The sequence below is a fragment of the Pseudochrobactrum lubricantis genome (genome assembly GCF_041929865.1).
Taxonomy (GTDB): Bacteria; Pseudomonadota; Alphaproteobacteria; order Rhizobiales; family Rhizobiaceae; genus Pseudochrobactrum; species Pseudochrobactrum saccharolyticum.
The window spans coordinates 245,188-266,993 of the sequence record NZ_JBHEEE010000002.1 but is presented as its reverse complement, the minus strand read 5'-3'; the positions used below and the strand labels follow the sequence as shown (position 1 = coordinate 266,993).

General features: G+C 51.9%; 17 protein-coding genes, 1 other RNA gene and 3 pseudogenes. 11 read left to right on the top strand and 10 right to left on the bottom strand.

Annotation, left to right across the window (positions count from 1 at the left end):
- Positions 1-10: 10 nt before the first annotated feature.
- The 5 genes from hflC to JNC80_RS05695 form a co-directional block, all read right to left on the bottom strand.
- A complete protein-coding gene (gene hflC, locus JNC80_RS05715) occupies positions 11-934 on the bottom strand; it encodes a protease modulator HflC (protein WP_022711398.1) in 924 nt (307 codons plus the stop codon).
- Positions 934-2,085, bottom strand: coding sequence for an FtsH protease activity modulator HflK (hflK, locus tag JNC80_RS05710; protein WP_075656173.1), 1,152 nt, complete (start codon positions 2,083-2,085; stop codon positions 934-936). The genes hflC and hflK overlap by 1 nt, the downstream gene beginning before the upstream one ends.
- 187 nt (positions 2,086-2,272) lie before the next feature.
- Positions 2,273-2,785 carry a dihydrofolate reductase gene (locus tag JNC80_RS05705; RefSeq protein WP_376709750.1) on the bottom strand — a complete coding sequence of 171 codons (513 nt, stop codon included), beginning with the start codon at positions 2,783-2,785 and terminating at the stop codon, positions 2,273-2,275.
- Complete coding sequence (locus JNC80_RS05700) at positions 2,782-3,576, bottom strand: thymidylate synthase (protein ID WP_221720560.1); 795 nt, start codon at positions 3,574-3,576, stop codon at positions 2,782-2,784. The genes JNC80_RS05705 and JNC80_RS05700 overlap by 4 nt, the downstream gene beginning before the upstream one ends.
- Before the next feature lie 134 nt (positions 3,577-3,710).
- Positions 3,711-4,022, bottom strand: a complete 312-nt coding sequence (locus JNC80_RS05695; protein ID WP_022711394.1) for a DUF2853 family protein — start codon at positions 4,020-4,022, stop codon at positions 3,711-3,713.
- 280 nt (positions 4,023-4,302) lie between these two features.
- On the opposite strand from JNC80_RS05695, the gene ssrA reads away from it, so the two are divergent.
- Positions 4,303-4,669: a transfer-messenger RNA gene (gene ssrA, locus JNC80_RS05690) on the top strand.
- 62 nt (positions 4,670-4,731) lie between these two features.
- Here ssrA and JNC80_RS05685 read toward each other — a convergent pair.
- A complete protein-coding gene (locus tag JNC80_RS05685) occupies positions 4,732-5,949 on the bottom strand; it encodes a multidrug effflux MFS transporter (RefSeq protein WP_376709749.1) in 1,218 nt (405 codons plus the stop codon).
- A 472-nt stretch (positions 5,950-6,421) separates the two neighbouring features.
- Here JNC80_RS05685 and JNC80_RS05680 point away from each other — a divergent pair, with 472 nt between their 5' ends.
- The 3 genes from JNC80_RS05680 to JNC80_RS05670 all read left to right on the top strand — a co-directional run bounded on the left by JNC80_RS05680 (position 6,422) and on the right by JNC80_RS05670 (position 7,570).
- On the top strand, positions 6,422-7,018 hold the full coding sequence (locus JNC80_RS05680) for an SspB family protein (RefSeq protein ID WP_022711392.1): 597 nt from the start codon (positions 6,422-6,424) through the stop codon (positions 7,016-7,018).
- A 73-nt stretch (positions 7,019-7,091) separates the two neighbouring features.
- Positions 7,092-7,301, top strand: a complete 210-nt coding sequence (locus JNC80_RS05675; protein WP_022711391.1) for a DUF4169 family protein — start codon at positions 7,092-7,094, stop codon at positions 7,299-7,301.
- A complete protein-coding gene (locus JNC80_RS05670) occupies positions 7,298-7,570 on the top strand; it encodes a ribbon-helix-helix domain-containing protein (RefSeq protein ID WP_075656163.1) in 273 nt (90 codons plus the stop codon). Before JNC80_RS05675 ends, JNC80_RS05670 begins: the two co-directional genes overlap by 4 nt.
- A gap of 39 nt (positions 7,571-7,609) precedes the next feature.
- On the opposite strand, the gene JNC80_RS05665 is transcribed toward JNC80_RS05670, so the two are convergent.
- Positions 7,610-11,434: an AsmA family protein gene (locus JNC80_RS05665; protein ID WP_376709748.1), complete on the bottom strand. Its 3,825-nt coding sequence runs from the start codon at positions 11,432-11,434 to the stop codon at positions 7,610-7,612.
- A 306-nt stretch (positions 11,435-11,740) separates the two neighbouring features.
- Between JNC80_RS05665 and JNC80_RS05660 the strand changes: the two genes are divergently transcribed.
- From JNC80_RS05660 to JNC80_RS05645, 4 genes and pseudogenes are all read left to right on the top strand, one after another.
- A complete protein-coding gene (locus JNC80_RS05660) occupies positions 11,741-12,817 on the top strand; it encodes a serine/threonine protein kinase (protein WP_376709747.1) in 1,077 nt (358 codons plus the stop codon).
- 117 nt (positions 12,818-12,934) lie between these two features.
- Positions 12,935-13,793, top strand: a pseudogene (locus JNC80_RS05655) (ATP-dependent helicase); the annotation flags it as partial.
- A gap of 146 nt (positions 13,794-13,939) precedes the next feature.
- Positions 13,940-15,553 (top strand): annotated as a pseudogene (locus tag JNC80_RS05650) (3'-5' exonuclease); the annotation flags it as partial.
- Positions 15,554-15,743: 190 nt separating this feature from the next.
- A complete protein-coding gene (locus JNC80_RS05645) occupies positions 15,744-17,120 on the top strand; it encodes a dicarboxylate/amino acid:cation symporter (RefSeq protein ID WP_376709746.1) in 1,377 nt (458 codons plus the stop codon).
- A 44-nt stretch (positions 17,121-17,164) separates the two neighbouring features.
- On the opposite strand, the gene JNC80_RS05640 is transcribed toward JNC80_RS05645, so the two are convergent.
- The 3 genes and pseudogenes from JNC80_RS05640 to JNC80_RS05630 all read right to left on the bottom strand — a co-directional run bounded on the left by JNC80_RS05640 (position 17,165) and on the right by JNC80_RS05630 (position 19,930).
- Entirely contained in the window at positions 17,165-18,526 is a 1,362-nt protein-coding gene (locus JNC80_RS05640) for an Nramp family divalent metal transporter (RefSeq protein ID WP_376709745.1), read from the bottom strand.
- Between the two features lie 210 nt (positions 18,527-18,736).
- A pseudogene (locus tag JNC80_RS05635) lies at positions 18,737-19,168 on the bottom strand (CreA family protein); the annotation flags it as partial.
- Positions 19,169-19,282: 114 nt separating this feature from the next.
- Positions 19,283-19,930, bottom strand: coding sequence for a DapH/DapD/GlmU-related protein (locus JNC80_RS05630; protein WP_376709744.1), 648 nt, complete (start codon positions 19,928-19,930; stop codon positions 19,283-19,285).
- Between the two features lie 114 nt (positions 19,931-20,044).
- Between JNC80_RS05630 and JNC80_RS05625 the strand changes: the two genes are divergently transcribed.
- From JNC80_RS05625 to JNC80_RS05615, 3 genes are all read left to right on the top strand, one after another.
- Positions 20,045-20,218: a hypothetical protein gene (locus JNC80_RS05625; protein ID WP_376709743.1), complete on the top strand. Its 174-nt coding sequence runs from the start codon at positions 20,045-20,047 to the stop codon at positions 20,216-20,218.
- A gap of 11 nt (positions 20,219-20,229) precedes the next feature.
- On the top strand, positions 20,230-20,817 hold the full coding sequence (locus JNC80_RS05620; RefSeq protein WP_022711382.1) for an SCO family protein: 588 nt from the start codon (positions 20,230-20,232) through the stop codon (positions 20,815-20,817).
- Between the two features lie 106 nt (positions 20,818-20,923).
- Positions 20,924-21,802 carry a 50S ribosomal protein L11 methyltransferase gene (locus tag JNC80_RS05615; RefSeq protein ID WP_376709742.1) on the top strand — a complete coding sequence of 293 codons (879 nt, stop codon included), beginning with the start codon at positions 20,924-20,926 and terminating at the stop codon, positions 21,800-21,802.
- Positions 21,803-21,806 lie beyond the last annotated feature (4 nt).

The following is a 21,806-nucleotide window of genomic DNA, read 5'->3' as shown; positions in this document are numbered from 1 at the left end:
CATCCGGTCCTTACTGTACGCTCTGACCGGCATTCGCAGGCTGCTGCGGCAGTTTACCGGCGGCATCCTTAAAGAAGCGGAAGAACTGGGAATCCGGCGACAGAACCATGGTTGTGCCTTCAGCCTGCAAGGACTGACGATAAGCATTCATCGAACGGTAGAATGCATAGAAGTCAGGATCCTGTTTTGCAGCTTCCGCGAAGATACGACCACGTTCACCTTCACCCTCACCGCGCAGCACTTCAGAATCACGGTTGGCTTCGGAAACGATTTCCACAACCTGACGGTCAGCAACAGCCTTGATACGCTGGGCTGCTTCACGACCACGGGCACGCAGACGCTCAGCTTCAGCAAGACGCTCGGCCTTCATACGGTCGAAGGTCTGCTGGGAAACTTCAGCGGTCAAGTCAGTACGGCGGATACGCACATCCTCAATGGTCAGACCAAGGGATTCCGCATCCGGACGCAGCTGGTCGCGTACTTCACGCATCATGCTGCCGCGTTCTTCCGACAGAGCCGATTCAAAGCCGCGCAGACCATAGACCTGACGCAGAGCCGCATCGAGACGGGTACGCAGACGCTGTTCAGCAAGCATTGTATTTGCCGAAACAGTCTCACGGAATTTACGGGCATTGGTAATGCGGTAAACGAGGAACGCATCCACATCATAGAATTTACCGCCGGAAACCTGAACGCGGATATCGTCCAGATCAAAGCGCAGCATGCGGTCATCAATGATCTGCACATTGTCTGCTTCAGCGAAGGCAAATGGCAGTTTGAAGTAGAGACCAGGCTCTGTTTTCACGTCAACGATCTGACCGAAACGTAAGACAATAGCCTGCTGGCGTTCATTCACCACGAAAACCGAGGAATAAACCAGAAATGCGACAACAGCGATCGCACCAACAATAAAAGGCAAACGATTCTGATTCATTACTGGTTGCCTCCTGCTTTGCCCTGCTGACGCATCAGTTCAGTCAAAGGCAAATATGGCATGACATTATTGCCGCCTTCGATAATCACTTTATTGCTGTCTTTCAGCACCTGCTCCATAGTCTCAATGAAGAGACGGTCGCGGGTAACATCAGGAGATTCTTTGTAAATATTCAGGACAGAGTTAAAGCGCTGGCTTTCACCTTCCGCTTCCTGAACCATACGGGTTTTATAACCGGCAGCATCTTCACGAACCTGCGCAGCCTCACCGCGTGCCTGACCCAGCTTCTGGTTGGAATACTGGTTGGCTTCTTCTACAAAGCGGTCTTCATCCTGCTCAGCACGCTGCACTTCATCAAAGGCATCAGCCACTTCACGCGGCGGTGCAGCATCTTCGATGGAAAGAGCAGTTACCTGAATACCGGCGCCATAGCCGTTCAGCGTATCCTGAACAATATCACGCACCGACTGGGCAATTGCCGCACGGTTGTCACGGAATACATCCTGTGCAGGACGACGGCCGACGATTTCACGGATCGCGCTTTCAGAAACCTGACGAACCATATTGTCAGGATCCTGTACCTTGAACAGGTAAGAACGCGGATCGGAAACACGGTACAGTACGGAGAACTGAACATTAACAATGTTCTGGTCACCGGTCAGCATCAGACCCTGTGTGGCACCACGAGTGCCCTGACCGCCAATATTGATCTGACGTTCACCGGTCGAAACTTTTTCATAAGTTTCAATCGGCCAGAGATGGAAATGCAGACCCGGTTCGGAAATGGTTTCTTTCGGCACACCGAAGCGCATTTCAACCGCAAGCTCATCCGGCTGCACGGTATACATGGACTGGAACAGCCAGAAACCGGCGAGCGCAAGCGCACCAACAATATACAAAGCAGGGCCGCCGCCACCGCCGCCACCGCCCGGCATCACCTTTTTAAGGCGATCCTGACCTTTGCGCAAAATATCTTCGAGATCCGGAGGCGTTCCGCCCGAGCCGCCAGGCCCGCCGCGCGGTCCTTTAGGGCCTTGTCCCCATGGTCCGCCCTGATTAGAGCCGCCATTATTGGAACCGCCGTTGCCGGATCCGCCATTCTTATCGCCGCCGCCCCATGGGCCGCCGCCATTTTGATTACTCCAGGGCATCCTCACCTCTCGTGCCAGATGTCAGAGGCGGAACACCTCTATTCATCAATCAGTATGTTCCGTTTATAGGTACGCAAAAGCAGTCTTTCAACGCAGGACACGCAGATTCATCACGCTTTTGTAATTTTCTGGCAAAATAGTTGATCGACATGGTAAAAAACAGCTTTTTATCAAGCTGTCTTTTCGTTTAACGCCGGTCGTAAACCACATAGCGGGTCGGGTAATTATCTTTCTCGCCCGCCGGTACGTCTTCTCCGCTGGTGATCTGCCAGACTTGCGGATCAACAGGGCCGAAAAAAGCATCACCATCTATGCTGGCTTTAATATGTGTCACATGCAGGCGCGTGGCCTTGTCCATTGCCTGCGCATAAATCTGCGCACCGCCGATAATGCAGATCTCATCAGTACCGGATTCGCGTGCTGCTTTTTCACCGGCAATCAGCGCTTCATCAATTGAGGGCACAACCAGCGCACCTTCCGCGCTGTAACCGGCATCACGGGTAATCACAATATTGGTGCGGTTCGGCAGCGGACGGCCAAGGGATTCCCATGTTTTGCGCCCCATAACCACCGGCTTGCCCAATGTGAGTTTTTTAAAGCGCTGCAAATCCGTGGAAAGACGCCATGGCATGCCATTGTCACGCCCGATCACACCATTCTCTGAAACTGCGACTACAAAAGAAATAATCATGGCCATCACACCGCAATCGGCGCTTTGATAGATGGTTCGGCCTCATAGCCAACCAGCTTGAAATCCTCAAAGCGGAAGGCAAACAGGTCTTTTATATCAGGATTGATTTCCATGACCGGCAACGCTTTCGGCTCGCGGGTCAGCTGCAATTTCGCCTGATCAAAATGATTGTGATAGAGATGCGCATCACCAAGCGTATGCACAAAATCCCCCAGTTTCAGACCGGCAACCTGCGCAATCATCATGGTAAGCAGCGCATAGGATGCGATGTTAAACGGCACGCCGAGGAAAATATCAGCTGAACGCTGATAGAGCTGGCACGATAATTTGCCGTCGGCCACATAGAACTGGAACAGGCAATGGCATGGCGGCAGCGCCATTTCATCAACCAGCGCCGGATTCCATGCAGATACAATCAAACGTCTTGAATTAGGATTCTTCTGCAAATCCCTCATAAGATTCGCAATCTGGTCGATATGCGTACCATCCGGTTTCGGCCATGAACGCCATTGCGCACCATAGACAGGACCGAGATCGCCATTCTCGTCTGCCCACTCATCCCAGATGCTCACACCATTCTCTTTAAGGTAGGAGATATTGGTGTCGCCACGCAAAAACCACAGCAATTCATGGATGATAGAGCGCAGATGCAGCTTTTTGGTTGTCAGAACAGGAAAGCCCTGAGCGAGATCAAAACGCATCTGATAACCGAAAACCGAACGTGTGCCGGTACCGGTGCGATCACCGCGGTCAGTGCCATTGTCGAGAACGTGCTGAAGAAGATCAAGATATGTACGCATAGATGATCTTTAGCCTTTTTCAGCGAAAATATCACGCGCAATCTGCGGCAATGCACAGCGTGGGCACGCACAGTTATTTGATCGCAGCAGCCATAAAAAAAGCCCCGCTGAATGCGGGGCTTTTTTTAAACTTATCAGAGGCTTTCCAGCTTACCGAGTGCTTTTGCAGTCAGGTAATAGAAGGTCACACGCTGCTTGCTGTGATCACCCTTCATGGTTTCAGCCACACTGGCGATAACCGCATTTGCTTTTTCAGCATCTTCAATGCCGAGCTTCTTGCCGATCCAGCTAGTGCGTACACGCGCCAGTTCTTCAGGGTCGGATGCAGCAACCAGTGATGCATCGCGGCTGCGCAGAGCAATACCAAGATGTTTTACAATTTTAGCAACAACAGCCTCATCGGCAGCAGCATCGTAACGGCGTACGTCGGCTAGATAATCAGTCATGAAACCAGTCTCCTTCAATCTGACCGCTTTTACGGCCGTTAAACCAGAAAAAGTAAATAAGACAATTGCTCAATCTCATAGCTGAATCGACATTCAGTCTATTTACCTCTGTATTATGGAAAGATTGACCAGCAGACAAAACCTGTCAATGCCGTAAAACCTCTATTCTTTCAGAAAACACACCAAACTGTTATTTCAGTCTTTTTCAATAAATGATTGCCCGACAAAATCGCCGGAGTTTTATATTTTTCACAGCTGAAAACTCAGGAAAGCCCTTTCCCCTCTTTTCAAGCGCACGGAAGCCACCTATATAAACCTTGTCGGCTTGACCGGCTATGGTGATAAATGGACTGCGTAATAAACCTATTGGACCCGGGGGCGGTACCCGGCGCCTCCACCAGAATACAGCTTAAACTGAAACGGCTGTATTGTGGCGGGGGCGAAACAGGATCGACAAGGGCGTAAAGGTTGATCTTTCACTCGGCATTGTACCACCGTTATCGGGCTAATTGAGTAGTTGCAAATGACAACAAAGCTCAGGGTTATGCTCTCGCTGCCTAATGGCGGTGCGGGAAACCCAACCTAAGTCCTTAGGGTTAGCCCCTTAAGGCGGGGTTCGGAGGCACCTGGCAACAGAAGCCTCCACTTCTCCCCTTTACAAGATGGTATGAAAAAGGCACCGGAATTTCCGATGCCCTATTTTAGTCACTCAGTGAATTTCCGTCACATGCGATGACGGCTTTTTAAGCCCGTGCCGCATGATGGTCAGATAGGTCAGTACCCAGCCGGAAAAACCGCAAAGCGCAATGGCGACCAGCATCGGCAGAACATTCCCTGTCATAATGAATGAGCTGAGCGCCATAGCAGCCGCTGCGACCAGCAATTGCAATGTACCGAGCAAAGCTGCTGCCGTTCCGGCAATCTCACCATGATCATCCAGTGCCAGAACACTGGTGCCCGGCAATACCAGTCCGAGAAAACCATTACCGATGAACAGGAAGGTCATAATCATCCACAGGCTCTGTGTGAGGAATATGGCTGCAAGAACCATGATAACCATCGTCACCAGATAGCCGGTTACCGCATAGGAAACGACTTTGCCCAACCCGTAACGGCTCGCCAGCATGCCATTGAGCTGCGATACACCGAAAAACGAAATCGCATTGAGTGAGAACACCAGCGAATATTCACGCGGGGTCAGGCCGTATTTCTCGATGAAGATGAAGGATGAATTGGCGATATAGACAAAGAATGTGGCCATACAGAAGCCACCGATACAGGTCAGGCCGATAAATTTTCTGTCACGGATCAGAAAAGCATAGCCGCGCAATGCACGCCCTACCCCGCCGGATATACGCTGTTCAACGGGACGCGTCTCTTCCTGTGCGAAAAAGACCAGCGCAAGACCGAGAATGGCCGCCAGCAGAACAGCCCAGAACACGCCGCGCCAGCCAAAATCTTCAATGATGAAACTGCCGGTCAAGGGTGCCAGAATTGGTGAAATCGAAAAAACCAGCATCAGCATCGACATCAGCCGTGCCGCATCCACACCGGTATAGAGATCACGGACAATCGCGCGCGGCACAACCATACCCGCACTCGCCCCCACCCCCTGAATAAAGCGGAAGAAAATCAGCATCTCGATATTGGTCGCCATTGCCGAACCGACACTGCCCGCAGCAAAGAGCGCAAGCCCCAGATAAAGCGGCAGTTTACGACCATAAATATCCGAAAACGGCCCGCAAAACATCTGCATCAAAGCCGTCGCCAGAAAGAACACCATCAGGCTCATCTGCACGGCGGCATCATTGGCGTGTAAATCTTTGGCAATTGTCGGCAGTGCCGGCAAATACATATCAATAGCGAACGGCCCGATAGCCGAAATAAAACCGAGCACAAGAGCTGTGCGGTACAAACGAGCGGACATGCGTTTAACTTTCAGAAGCGCAATAAAAATGAAGACAGATTATTTCTCCGCCTCTGCGCAGAGATCATTATCCACGAGATAAATCAGCCGCTTGTCATCGCATTCGGATTTGTCACATCATCCGGACTGACGGGAGCGCAAAAATAGAAGTGAAGCGGAAAATGGTCAACCGTCAATTTCAGCCGATTTATCCTGTAACACACGGATCTGAACGGCAATTATTTGAGAAAGTTCTTTCACCTTTCATTACAGCGGTATATTGATAAATGAGACAGGGTTGCAGCATTTTTCTCGCACAAGCGATAAAAGCTGCTGTATCAATCCATCAGATTATATTGTCTCGGCCAGAATGACCGGCGCATTTCATTTCAACGGAAATGCCCTGATCCTTGATTATCAATTGATCATACGGCAATGCTGACTTAGACAACATATATGACAACACTCCTCGAATCCGCGGGATAAGGATTTAATGGTTCAGGATCTTATCCGTTACGATATTCTTGCTCAGGATGCGCTGCGCGGCGTTATCCGCAAAGTGCTCATGGAAGTGAACAAGGCCGGTCTGCCCGGCAATCACCACTTCTTCATCACCTTTCTGACAGAGGCACCGGGCGTTCGCATTTCATCTCGTTTGAAGGAAAAATATCCTGAACAGATGACAATTGTTATGCAGCACCAGTATTGGGATCTGGTGGTTACCGAGCAGTTTTTTGAAGTCGGTCTTTCTTTTGGCGAGATCGCCGAAAAGCTGGTCATTCCGTTCTCCGCAATCCGCGGTTTCTACGATCCGTCAGTGAATTTCGAACTGGAATTTGATGTGTCTGTTGCGCTGCCGACCGGTGACAATGACACGGATGATCTGGAAATCGTATCGGAACTGCGCCTGCAGGATGATGCGGAAGAAGATGAAACAGAAGCACCGGCCAAGCCTGCTAAAAAGCCTGCCAAAAAGGCTGACCGCAGCAAGACAACGGCCAAGGAAGACAGCAGCGAAACTACAGATAAGGAAGAGGCTCCCAAGCCTTCTGCCGATGTTGTATCGCTGGATGCTTTCCGCAAAAAATAAACAGATGTAATATTCCGGCCGGCAGCGGCCGGAATATATTCATGAGAATATTCTATTTTGAGAGGGCATAGTCATGAGTGACATTATCAATCTCAAACAGTTCAAAAAACGCAAAGCCCGCGCGACGAAAGAAGTTGAAGCGGATGCCAATCGCATCCTGTTCGGTCGTACCAAAGCGGAAAAATCTTTCGATAAAAATCAGAACGATAAGCAAGTCCGGTTCCTTGACCAGAACAGGCTGGAACCACGCAGCTCCGTCTCATCTGTTGATGAAAAAGAATGAGCGATAAAACTGCCCGTCAGCCATTGAGCACAGCAGCACGCAGCAAAGCACGGTTGCGCAAACATTCGATCACATTGCACGGCCATGCCACCAGCTTTTCGCTGGAAGATGCATTTTATGACATCATCGTACAGATCGCAGCGCAGAACGGCCAGTCGCTGGCTTCACTCATTGCCATGATTGATGATGAACGCGACCGCAACAGCAATCTGTCTTCCAGCCTGCGCCTCTATGCGCTGGATTGGGTGCTAAGCATCAAAGCACCTTAATAGCTGCGACATGCTCTAAAACCCAAACCGGCGGTAATTTTACTGTAACTGCGTTTCGGGCAGAGTTTGCAGAAACTCATCAAGACTTGGCTTGAAATCAGGCGCAATATTTTGCTGCCGTGGCGTTTCCTGCGGAAGCGCTGTTCCTGCTCCCGCAGCTTCTTCCGCACGTCTGCGCAAGGCATCTTCTGCCTCAATACGTTCGCGTTTGCGGGCTTCAGCTTTCGCAGTATAATAATCAGCCTCGCGCTTCAGACGCTGCTTTTCAATAATCAAAGCCTGTGCCGCTTCTACCCGCTGTTGCTCCCGCAACAAGCCGCGCTGGGTCAAGAACTGTACCATCGGTTGATAATCAAACTGCACCTGCGGCTGCTGCCATCCACCGGAAACCGTGAACTGCAATTGCGGGGTCACATCATTCCGCTCATGCTGCGGCAACACCAGATCCAGTCGCCCGCTGCCGCCCCAGAGAAAGCGGTTCAGGTCAAACTGCAAATCCACCTGCACAATGGCTCTTTCATTCTCTGCCTTAACAGACGGCGCACGGATAATCCCGCCGGCAAGCGATAACGGAGCCTGAATCCGGGCAGTGCTTATTTGTCCGTCCTGCGTCAGGCTTTTTGACAATATGCTGCGCTCGGCTTCGGCCTGTTTCGGCTCAACCTGAGAGAGAGCCGTATCCGACAATTCATCGGAGCGTCGCAACAAATCCGGTAAAGCTGTGAGATTAAATCCTGCAATAACAGGCTGCTCGACAGTCACCACTCCCTCACCGGCCAGAGAATGCACCAGATCAGCCATCGACTTGCCGCTGCCCGTAAAGCCCAGCTTGATATCGCTAGCACCGCTCACTGGCGGCTGCATATTTTCCGGCTGATAGAGCACCTGCATATCCCCGCCGGAAAGACGCAAATCCCCGTTGGTGAGCAAGGTTCCATTGGCATTATTCAGCTCCAGTTTGCCGGATAGTTTGCCATTGGCCCACTCTCCGCCAATATCACTGAGCTGTAATTGCTGGTCGTTTTTGATGATACGCGCAGAGAAATCACTGAATGTCGCTGCATCAGTCAGTGCGGCCTGTGCGGCACTCACTTTCAAATCCATACCCAAAGGAAGATTGGTTCTGTTACCAAAGCCGGTTTCAGACCAGCTCCGGCCGTCAGCGCCGGTGATATCTGCAACCGACAGACCGCTCATCGCCGCAAATAATGCAGCCAGATCAAAACGCTCCAGCTTTATCTCACCGCGCAATTGTGCAACCGACTGATCGCTGAGCGAGCCGTCCAGTCTGGCGTTTACAGTCTCATTATCCAGTTTACCCTGCAAATTCGGCAGCCGGACAATATTTTTCCCGAACTGGAAATCGCTGACGATATCTACCTGCAGACCTGAGCCAAAACCACGACCAAATGGTAAAGCATAACCGGCAGTTGCCAGAAACGGTTCCAGATCATCGCTTTTCAGCACGGCTTTACCGCTGGCCGTCAGCTCATCACCGGTCAGCGTAATCACACCATCAAGACGGGCATTGCCATCATCGCCGCTGATTTCCAGCGCGGTTTTCATACCGGCAACCGGCGCGCCCTGCGCCTGCAGATTAATCTCCGCCTCTCCCATCAATCCCAGCGGCACAACAGGCAGGCCGAGCAGTGCCAAGGCGGCTTCACCTGAAGCGGCTTTGGCATTGGCTGTCAGCGATAATTGCATCGGCTCGGAACCGGCCAGTGTCCCTTTTGATGATCCGGCAACAGACAGGATCAGCGCGCCGCTCTGGCCATTCAGGCTGAAAGAAAATTCGGCAATATCGGATTTTGCACCATCGACCGGATTGCTCCCCGCCTTGACACGACTGCCCCGCGATTTGGTATCTTTTACTTCTGTTTTCTCGGTTCCGGCATCGTCAGTTTTCTGCGCATGCGCTCCGTCCCCGAACAGGTTAACCGCATTCACAAGCAGATCGAGCTTGGTGCCGGAGAACAAATCCGGATAGGCATTGGCTCTGGCGGAAAGCGCAGAAATAAGAGGCTCACGCGGGAAAGCTGCATCGAGCTGACGCAAGACAGGGCTGAGATCATCGGCCAGAATTGTCGCATCAAGTGACGCATTGACCGAATTATCAAACGGCCGCAATGATCCGGTTGCAGAAACGGTTGCGCCTTCCAGACCACTGACCAGCAGCTTGTCAAAATCCAGCTTGCCATTGCTCAGACGAAATGCAGTATCCAGCTGTTCCGCTTCCAGCCCTGCAAATTTAACGGGGCCTGCCTTTAGATTGACCGTCAAGTTTTCACCGGCAAGTGCCGAAAGATCACCTTCACGCAGGAACATGCCGCTCAGCAACTGCATTGTACCTGCATCCAGAGCTTTACCCTGAATATTCAGGACCGAAGATGCCGCGCGGCTTTCCCCGCCGCTGCGTTCAAAACTACCCTGCAGAACGGTTTCGCCCAGCACAATTTCCAGATCATCGACACGCTGGGCATCTTTATTCAGATTAATCTTGCCGGAAAATCCGGCGGCAGGAACCTGCCCCGCCAGCGCTTTGCCGCTATCACCGGACAACCATGAAGCAAATCCGGCAGGCTGGCGCGAAGCCAGCAGGAAACTGCCGTCAAAACCGAAATTTGCCCCGAGCTGCAATTTGCCCTTGGCCTCAATCTGGGTACGCCCCGGAAGATCAGCCTGTAACTGACTGATATTCCATGAATCCTTGTCCGGTTCAGCACGGATAATCACAGAGCGGATAGTTGTGCCGCTTGCCACAATAGCTGGCAGTCGCAGATCAATATTGCCCGGAATATCCGGCACCGGAATACGCTCCAGCAATGTCTGCAAGAAATCAATTTTCTGACGGAAGGACATCACCGGCTGCGTCGGTGCAACAGTCTCATCTTTGAGGCTGACATCCGGCTTCATCCCGTCAAGATAGACCTGCTGGCCATCCGCACTAATCATGAAATGCGGGTTCTCAGCCAGATCAAGCTGTGCCTTACCGTTAATCACATAAGGAGCATCGGCATCGCCCTGCTCCATCCGGAATTCTTCAATATTGAAGCCGCTGTTCTGTGCTTCGAATTTTCCGGTCAGCCGCAACTTATCAAGGGTAACGCCCTGTTTTTTCCGCTCTTCATCGCTCAAGGTAAGAAAAGAAAACTGCCCTTTATAAACAGGCTTGCCGTCAGCAACCGTTACATCACCTTCTGTATCCAGCGTCAGCGGCAGATCAGAAGGACGCAGACCGATGCGCAAACGCAGCGGATTGTCCCGCTTTTTCTCAGCAGTATTGATATCAACATTGAAAACCTGCCCGTCGGCCTGCAATGTGCCGTTGATACGCCACGGCCCCATCAAACTGTCCGCAGACAGGGTGGCATTGATGGACTGTAATTCCTGACGACGCCCGCGCACTTCATCCTGCAGCGTAATCTGCCCGTCGCGTAAAGTCAGCTTTTCCAGCTTTATTCTGGAGCCGGCCAGATCACTGTTTTCCGGTAAAACCCAGTTGAGATGTCCCTGTTTGTCCAGCCCTGCAAAAAGATGCGGTTTTTCCATCCGCATATCAAAGATCAGAATTTCACCGCGCAAGAAGGGCATTAATTCCGCGTCCATGGAAAACTGATCCATGGTCAGGGCACTCTGACCGTTTTTCCCTTCAACGCGCACATCAGAAAAAGTAACGGACGGAAACGGAAAAAGCCGTGCTTTGGCTGTCCCGTTCACATGCACCGGCCGGCCTAAAATCCGGCTGGCTTCCAGTTCAAAACGGTCGCGATAGCCTGTCCAGTCGATAAAAGGCGGTACGACCAGCGCCAAAGTCAGCACCAGTACCAGCAAACCACCAATAGCAACGAACAAACGCCCCAAAGTCTCACTCCGGCTGAGTACAGCCATCTGCTAACAAAACTGCTTTGCAGTCATTGTCATTTATGAATCACATTTCAGCGCGCACCATAGCGGCTCGCAGCCTGCGACAACAAGGTAATTTCACCATGACAAAGGCTGTATGCACCTGAATAGAGCCGTAAACTCGTGCCCAAAGATAAGGACACGGCTTGATCCTCTGGTATCTAACCGCTACAGCTGTCACATGACAGCCAATATCATTTTGTTTTCATATCTTCGGCCGCTTACGCTTCACACCCGAATTGACTTTATATCTGTGACATTATCATGAATTATTCAACGTCCGAGACCAATTCCCAACTTATGGAAACCATTCCTGATTTCTATGAGACAGCCGTTTTCAAGCGGGATATTTTCTCGGAAACCCGTGCAGGCTATTTTGTCGGCGAGCCGGAAACCCGTATCATCCGCCGTGTTGTCAGCGCAGCTCCGTGGTGGTCAAGTCCGCTGGCATGGTGGCTGGCGCGCCGTGAAATCCGCGGCCTCAAAAAGGTACGCGGCATCAAAGGCACACCGCAGCTTCTTGCAACAGACAAACACGGCTTGTTCCGCACATGGACAGACGGCACGCCACTGCATCTGGCTCGTCCGTCCCATCGCGAATGGTATTTATCTGCCCACCGTATTCTGCGTGATATGCGCCGCATGGGCGTTACTCATAATGATCTGCAAAAGCCGCAAAACTGGCTGATGACGCCGGAAGGTGAAGCCGCTGTGATCGACTTCCAGCTGGCTTCCGTGCATCGCCGTCGCGGCGCCTATTACCGGTTGATGGCCTATGAGGATTTCCGCCACCTCATCAAACAGAAGCGCAATTTCGCACCTGATCTGATGACACCAACGGAAAAGCGCATTCTGGCACGCCGGTCGCTGCCGTCACGTATCTGGCTGGCAACAGGCAAAAAAGTCTATAATTTCGTTACGCGCGGCATTTTCAACTGGTCTGACGGTGAAGGTACCGGTGACCGTATTGATAATGAAGGTCCGGCAATTATTGCAGCGCTGAAATCCGATCCGCGCGTGAAAGATGTATCTCTGAGCCTCTATTCCCTGCCTGCAAAAGGTGTGGGGATTTATGCTTTTGTTGAAACACTCAATGCGGACGAAAAGTCACTGCGTGCACGACTTAAAGGTTATAAAGTCGAGCTGATCCAGCCGGTTGCCCATTTGCCGCGCCGTGAGGACGGCACTGTGCGCGAAGATATTCTGCGCCTTGTTGCTATGAACCAGATGACAGAACTGGACGATCTTCTGCTGCGCGAGCCGGGTATGCGCCCGCTGGTGGAAGCGCTCGCCGCGCATCGTCTCAATTTTACGGATCGCCGTATCACGCAGATGGAATAGTATTTTCCAGCCTGTAAATTTTAAAAAACGCAACAAATAAAGTGCCTGCAAGCTCTGCAGGTACTTTATTTGTTCTGGTCTATGGCGTTTCGCTTAAGAATCATTACATTCGGAACTATGTCAGACTTTCCAGACGATATTCCCTTCTTCGGGGAGCCGGATGTACCGGCTACACCTAAACCGCAATCTGGTCCAAAAGCCGGGATTGCCGCGCGGGCTATGCAGGCGCGCAACCAGCAACGCGGTGAACCAGATTATCTGCAAGGGCTAAACCCTGAGCAGCGGCAGGCGGTCGAAACGACTGAAGGGCCGGTTCTGGTTCTGGCCGGTGCGGGCACCGGCAAAACCCGTGTTCTGACCACACGTATTGCGCATATTATTCAGCAGAGTCTGGCATTCCCAAGTCAGATCCTCGCCGTGACCTTTACCAATAAAGCAGCACGCGAGATGAAAGAGCGTATCGGCCATCTTCTTGGCGGTGCGGTTGAAGGTATGCCATGGCTTGGCACATTCCACTCCATCGGAGTGAAGATGCTGCGCCGTCACGCGGAACTGGCCGGACTGCGCTCTGACTTTACTATTCTTGATACGGACGATGTAATCCGCCTGCTCAAGCAGCTTATTCAGGCTGAAGGGCTGGATGACAAGCGTTGGACGCCGCGCTCCTTCTCGATGATGATCGATGGCTGGAAGAATAAAGGCTATGGCCCGTCTGAAATTTCGGAGGGTGATGCCCGTGCTCTTGCCAATGGCAAAGGACGTGAACTTTATTATGCCTATCAGGAACGGCTGAAAACGCTGAATGCCTGTGATTTCGGTGATCTTCTGCTGCATCCGATCCGGATTTTCCGCAAACATCCGGACATCCTGCGCGAATATCACGCAAAATTCCGTTATATTCTGGTGGATGAGTATCAGGATACCAACACCGCACAATATATGTGGCTGAGACTGCTGGCGCAAAGGCCTAGCTCTAACGCAAACACCCAATCAGCATCAACACAACCACATAGCACTCCCAACGCGACCGACTGGTCGTCGGCTGACTTTTCAGCCGCCCCTGCGGAGCGCAGCCGCGCTAGCGGCGACAGCGTGAGCACAAATAAAACAACACAACAGATTAACATCTGTTGTGTTGGCGATGACGATCAGTCGATCTATGGCTGGCGCGGGGCTGAAGTCGACAATATCCTGCGCTTTGATAAGGATTTTCCGGGCGCAACGATTATTCGTCTTGAGCGCAATTACCGTTCCACACCACATATTCTCGGTGCGGCTTCCTATCTGATCGCCCATAATGAAGGGCGCTTTGGCAAAACACTGCTGCCGCAGGCTGCGAGTGAAGATGACCAGAAAGTGCATGTGCATGCGGCTTGGGATTCCGAAGAAGAAGCCCGTGCGGTCGGCGAAGAGATCGAACAGGCGCAGCGTCGCGGCCATTTGCTCAATGACATGGCTATTCTGGTGCGCGCTTCGTTCCAGATGCGCGAGTTTGAAGACCGTTTCGTAACACTCGGCTTGAATTACCGCGTTATCGGCGGCCCGCGTTTCTATGAGCGTCAGGAAATCCGCGATGCGATGGCTTATTTCCGCGTTGTTGCCCAGCCTGCCGATGATCTGGCCTTTGAGCGTATCGTCAACACGCCGAAACGCGGTCTTGGTGAAGCCAGCCTGCGTTTGGTGCATGATTATGCACGCGCAAAAAATATGCCGATGCTGCAGGCAGCAGAAGATCTGATTGCCACGGAAGAGCTGAAACCCAAAGCCCGCTCGGCACTGCGTGAAGTGGTTGAGAACTTCCGGCGCTGGCAGGGATTACTGGATAACAAGTCCCATACGGAACTGGCCGAGATCATTCTCGATGAATCCGGTTATACGGCGATGTGGCAGAATGACCGCTCTGCCGAAGCACCGGGGCGTCTGGAAAACCTCAAAGAACTCATCCGCTCCATGGAAGAATATGAAAGCCTGCGCGGCTTTCTCGAACATGTGGCTCTGGTCATGGATACGGAACAGAATGAAGGCATGGATGCTGTCAGCATCATGACCCTTCACTCGGCCAAAGGGCTTGAATTTCAAACTGTGTTCTTACCGGGCTGGGAAGAAGGCCTCTTTCCGCATCAGCGCGCGCTGGATGAAGGCGGTCGCTCAGGGCTAGAAGAAGAACGCCGTCTGGCCTATGTCGGCCTGACCCGCGCCAAGAAAAATCTGCATATCTGGTTTGTGTCCAACCGCCGTATTCACGGCATGTGGCAGACCACGATCCCGTCCCGCTTTCTTGAAGAATTGCCGGAAGAGCATGTGGATATTGCGGAATCCGACAGTTCCTATGGCGGCGGTTATGGTCAGTCACGCTTTGATGCCGTGGGACGCGGTGATCCATTTGCCAATTCCTATTCCACACCGGGCTGGCAGCGGGCGCAGCAAAACCGCTCCGATGCCACGCGCAACAATTGGGGCTCCCGCTCCGGTGCTAATGTTGAGCGCATCGGTTATGGCGAAACAGATTCCGGCTTCGGTGCCGGTCGCGGCTCGGTCAAAGGCAAAGTGATTGACGGCGAGCTGGTGGCAAAATCCGTTTCCTCAACGCCGTCAGACTTTAAGGTCGGCGACCGTGTTTTCCATATGAAATTCGGCAACGGCAATGTCGCCTCAATTGATGGCAACAAGCTGACCATCGACTTTGACCATGCCGGACAAAAACGCGTCATCGACAGCTTTGTGAAACGGGTATAAAAATCTGCGGACGCTTGAGTTTAGAAATAATATTCTAACATTGATATGTATGAGAGTATAACTTCATCAAGTCGCTACGCAACGCAGCATAACATTGCTTAACCGAGCCATGAATCTCCGTTAAATTTCGAACCAACGAGCGAAGGAGCAAATTTGCCCCTTCGCTTCACTTGTTTTGAAAGAAAAATTCATGTCCGTCGCTCATGTGAAAAAATCTTCTGCGCAGGCCAAGCCACTCTATCTGAATTTCGGTTTTCAGGTATTGACGGCGATGATTATCGGCCTGCTGCTCGGTCTCGTTGCCCGCAATATGGGGCCTGATATCAACGGCAATGCCAACTGGCTGTCTGTCACCCTGCAAACAATCGGCTCGATCTTTGTGCAGATGCTGCGTGCGCTTGTGCCGCCACTGGTTTTCACCGCGATTGTGGCCTCTATCGCCAATCTGGCTGCGCTTAACAATGCCGCCAAACTGGTCTGGCAGACCCTGCTGTGGTTCGCCATCACATCCTTTATCGCTGTGCTGATCGCTATTGCGCTGGGTCTGATTATTCAGCCGGGTATCGGCTCCGGTGTTGCCGCAGAAGCCGCCAAAGCACCTGCCTCTTCCGGCTCATGGCTCGACTTCCTTAAAGGTCTGGTGCCTGCCAATATGCTCGGCCTTGAAGCCAGCACCAAACTTGGCAAAGATGCTGCCACCACTTCGCTGAACTTCAACGTGCTGCAGATCCTTGTTATCGCCATTACTTTCGGCGTTGCGGCGCTGAAAGCCGGTGATGCTGCCAAGCCTTTCCTCGCCTTCAACCAGTCTTTGCTCGTTGTGGTGCGCAAAATTCTGTGGTGGGTTATCCGCCTCACCCCGCTCGGCACAATCGGCCTGCTTGGCCGCGCTGTTGCCCAATATGGCTGGGAAACACTGGTTCAGCTCAGCTGGTATGCCGCAGCCGTCTATATTGGTCTGGCAATCGTGCTGTTCGTGGTCTATCCGGCTATCCTGATCTTCCACGGCCTGAAACCATCGCGTTTCTTTGCCGGTGCATGGCCTGCAATCCAGCTGGCTTTCGTATCCCGTTCTTCCGTTGGCACACTGCCGGTAACTGAAGCCGTGACCGAGCGTAATCTGGGTGTGCCGCGTGAATATGCAGCTTTTGCTGTGCCTCTTGGCGCCACCACTAAAATGGACGGTTGTGCTGCAATCTATCCGGCGATTTCGGCGATCTTCATCGCGCAATATTTCGGCCTGCCGCTCGGCCTTCAGGAATATGTGCTGATCGCATTTGTCTCGGTACTGGGTTCGGCTGCAACTGCCGGTCTCACCGGTGCGGTAGTGATGCTCACCCTCACACTCTCCACCCTCGGCCTGCCGCTGGAAGGTGTCGGCCTGTTGCTGGCGATTGACCCTATCCTCGATATGGGACGCACCGCTGTTAACGTTGCCGGTCAGGCACTGGTACCGGCCGTTGTTGCCAAGCGCGAAGGTATTCTTGATGAAGCTGTCTATAACAGCGAAAAGAATATCGACGATATCGATCCGTCACATCTGACAGCGCAAGGCGTTGCTGCTTAAAACAACCTAAAACAAAAAAGCCGGAGGAAACTCCGGCTTTTTTATTATCCGCCGGTCGCCACATCATAGATCAGTTTCAGGTTCAGCACGATCACGATCAGTGCCACAATCCATGCCGCCCCTGTCAGCCATAAAGGCGCGCGCAGAGCACCCATCTTTTTACGGTCTGATGTAAACAAGATCAGCGGTACAATGGCGAATGGCAGCTGCAAACTCAGCACCACCTGACTGAGGATCAGCAGATTGGCAGTGCCTTTATTGCCATAGAGCATCGTCACAATAATCGCCGGTATAATAGCAATACCGCGCGTAATCAGCCGTCGCAGCCATGGCCTAATGCGGAAATTGATAAAACCTTCCATCACGATCTGCCCCGCCAGTGTCGCCGTTACTGTCGAGTTCAATCCCGCACAGAGCAGCGCAACACCAAACAGGATTGGTGCCAGCGTGCTGCCGAGCAGAGGCGCGATCAGGGCTTCCGCCTGCTCAATCTCCACCACATCAGTACGTCCAACCTTGTGAAAAGTCGCTGCGGCCAGAATAAGAATAGACGCATTGACGGCAAGAGCCAGCATCAGCGCAATGGTGGAATCCCATGTGGAATAGGTAATAGCCTCGCGTTTTTCCTCTAAATTACCGCCATATTTACGCGTTTGCACAATGCCTGAATGCAAATAGAGATTATGCGGCATCACCGTTGCGCCAATAATCCCCAGCGACAGATACAGCATTTCCGGATTGGTCACGATCTCGGTTGTCGGTGCAAAGCCACGGATTACAGCGCCCCAATCGGGATCAGCCAGCGCAATCTGCACCAGAAAACACAAAGCAATAATGCAAAGCAAAACCAGCACATAGGCTTCAATCCAGCGGAACCCCTTGCTCTGCATATATAGCACGACAAAAACATCAAGCGCGGTCAGCAACACGCCGAGTTCCAGCGGCATACCAAACAACAGATTAAGCGCAATCGCCGTGCCGATCACCTCGGCAAGGTCGGTGGCACAAATAGCAATCTCCGCGCCGATCCATAAGAACCATGCCATCGCCGGAGAATAAGCATCGCGGCAGGCCTGCGCCAGATCGCGCCCCGTTGCCACAGCCAGACGCGTGCAAAGCGATTGCAGCAGAATAGCCATGATGTTGGAAACCAGCGCCACAACCAGCAGCGTATAGCCAAAGCGCGCACCGCCGGCGATAGACGTCGCCCAATTACCTGGGTCCATATAGCCGACTGCCACCAGATAGCCCGGCCCTGCAAAGGCTGCAAATTTTCTCCACCGCGCGCCATGACGCGGAACTGCAATGGAACCATTGACCTCAGCCAGCGATTTCGCTGCCGGTTCCTGACGCCATGCGCCGAAATTATCAGCACTTTCTGCCAGTGGAAATTCATTTTTCTTCATGAAAAATCTTCGCGCACAAATGATAATGAAACTCATTTGCAACTAAATGCCTGATTTTTCCTGTCGTCAAGAAAAAACAATTCCCCGTATCGTGACAGGGAAATACAGGCATAAAAAATGCAGGTTAGAGCGCCGTGCGCACTCTTGGGTGCACAAAGGTCGCTCTAACACGTAAAAATTACGCTTCAGAACCGGCATTTAAAAAAGCGCTTATTGCGGCTTACCTTTTTCCCACATCACATCCCCGCGATAAAGCGGCACGGTTGAGAGCGATGTTTTGGCAGAACCATCCTGCACCTGTGAAGCATGTGCCAGATAAATCAGTGTATTATTGGTCTGATCATAAATGCGGGTAATCACCAGCTTCTTCCAGATCAGGCTGGTGCGCTCGGAAAATACCCGCTCACCGCCTTTGCCGAGCTTGATATCTCCGATGGTAATCGGCCCTGTCTGCTCACAGGAAATCGACGCATTGGACGGGTCTTCAAACCAATTCCCTTTCTGCAGCCGGTCGATCATACCACGAGAGAAAGATGCCAGATGACAGGTCACACCCTGCACTTTCGGATCGCTGACCGCATCAATCACAATATCATTGCCGAGCCAGTCCACGCCAACTTTGCCGATTTCCTCCGCCTGCACCACGCTTATGCTTGTCAAAGGAGACAAGGCCAGCATTGCACCCAGAGCTGTAACGGTCAGAAATTGCTTCATAAACATCTCCTGCATTCAGATTTGAATCAAATATGGAGTGACTTACGCATCCCCCGCCAAAGGCAGCCATTTATCGAGAAAAGCATTAATCTCCATGGTCTGAATATCCGGCAGCGCTTTATAAATCATCTCCACCGGCCAGTCCCACCATGCACTCTGCAACAGGCACTCAACGGTCTTTTCATCAAAACGCGGTCGCAGAATTTTTGCAGGTACACCGGCAACAATCATATAGGGTGGCACATCTTTAGATACCACTGCGTTAGCCCCGATCACCGCACCGGTGCCAATGCTCACACCGGGCAAAATCACCGCGCCATGACCAATCCAGACATCATTACCGATCGTCACCCGTCTTGAGGAACGGTGCGCACGATAATCCATATCCACGCCGATATTGCGAAAATATTCATTCGGCCGGTAGGTCATTTTATGCATGGTCAGACGCTGCATCGGATGTTCCAGCGCATTGATCCGCACATTGGAAGCAATGGAGCAGAAATGCCCGATCTCAGCATAAATCCCCTCGCCGTTGCGCTCCAGATAGGTAAAATTGCCGATCTGCACATCACGCAGGATCACCCGTTCAGCGATTTCGGTATATTGTCCGAGTTTAACGGATTTCAGCTGCGCGCTCGGATGAATTTTCGGCTGCACATCACGCGAAAACTGCAAAACATCCTCACTCATCACGTTTTATTCCTGCATAAGTTCAATTTCAAAAATTTCTGAAATTTCATAAAAGATGGGAAAATCACACAGACAGCCTTTGCCAAACTGCCACAAGCCAGCTATAACATTATTATGACGACAGCTGATAGACAGGCCAACGGACACGAAAGCAGAAAATTGCTTTGGATTAGCGGCGTGGTATTAATCACCGCTCTGGCCGCTGGCGCTTTGTTTGCAGGCTGGATGAATTACAGCGACACCATATTCATGACCATGCTCATGGATGGTATTTCATGGTGCTTCTGAGGATCTGATTTATGCGTAAATATCTTCCCGTTCTGGTGCTGTTTGTTGCCGCCTTCACAATCGGCATTGTCGGCTTTCAGGCCTATCGTGACAAACAAATGGCCTCCGGCGAAGAGAGCCCTTATGGCGGCGCGTTCAAACTTGTCTCTATGAATGGCAGTGAGATTACCGATCAGTCTCTGCGCGGCAATCCTTCAGTCGTGTTTTTCGGCTATACCCATTGTCCGGTTGTCTGCCCGACCACCCTCTTCGATCTCGACAGCTGGCTGAAAGAGCTCGGCCCTGAAGGCGCGGCTATTCGCGGCTATATGGTCACTGTTGATCCTGAGCGTGACACACCGGAATATATTCAGAAATACATTACCAATGTCTCCGACCGTATCACCGGTATTACCGGCGATCCGAAGGACATTGCTGCGATGCTGAAGTCCTACAATATCTACGCCAAGAAAGTTGATGAAGACGGCGAAAATTACACGATGGATCACACTGCATCTATCCTGCTTCTCGACAAGAACGGCCGTCTGCGCTCAACCATCGCCTATGGCGAACCGTCAGAAACAGCAATTTCCAAGCTGAAACGTCTGGCAGCAGGCTGATTATAGCGGATAGCATTCGCATCTGACCAAGCTTCGTGATAGAGCAGTTTTCCTGAGTAAGGAAACTGCTCTATTCTTTTTTATAACTCCAATTCAGAGACCCCACATGGCACAGTACCGCTTATATCTCACACGGGACAAAGATCAGGCTGAGCAGATTTTCGATCTGCTGGAACCGGTATTTGAAGAAGACGGTCTGCCGCTGGCCAATACTGAAATTGATGAAGACAAGCAGATTTATGAAATCTCGCTTTATACCGAAGACAAAGCCGGAGCCGATGAAGCCCTGCCGCGCATGGCCGCTTGTCTGGGTCTGAAACCGGAAGAAATCGGCGTGGAAGAACTGCCGGATATTGACTGGGTTCTGCATTCTCTCGAAGGTCTGAAGCCTGTTCGCGCCGGTCGCTTCTTTGTTCACGGCTCCCATGACCGCGACAAGCTGCAGGATGGCGATATCGGCATTGAAATCGATGCAGGTCTTGCTTTTGGTACAGGCCATCACGGCACTACCGCCAGCTGCCTTGAAATGATCGAAGAAATTGTTGCGCTTGAAGAGCCGAAAAATGTGCTGGATCTCGGCACCGGCAGTGCGGTTCTGGCCATTGCCGTTGCCAAACTGCGCGATATTCCTGTTCTGGCTACCGACATTGATCCTGTTGCGGTCGATGTGGCGCAGGAAAATGTGGAGAAGAACGATGCGGATAAATGGGTTTCCACCCTCACCGCCACCGGCTTTGACAATCCGGAAATGCAGGCACGTGCGCCATTTGATCTGATCGTCGCCAATATTCTTGCCAATCCGCTGATTGAACTGGCAAGCGAGATGCGCGCCCATGTGAAAGATAATGGCTCGCTGATCCTCTCCGGCATTCTGGAAACCCAGCGCGACAGTGTGATTGCAGCTTATGAAGCGGCAGGCATTGAGCATCACAAAACTATTTACAAAGAAAGCTGGGTTGCTCTTCACCTCAAGCCAAAGCTCTGATTAT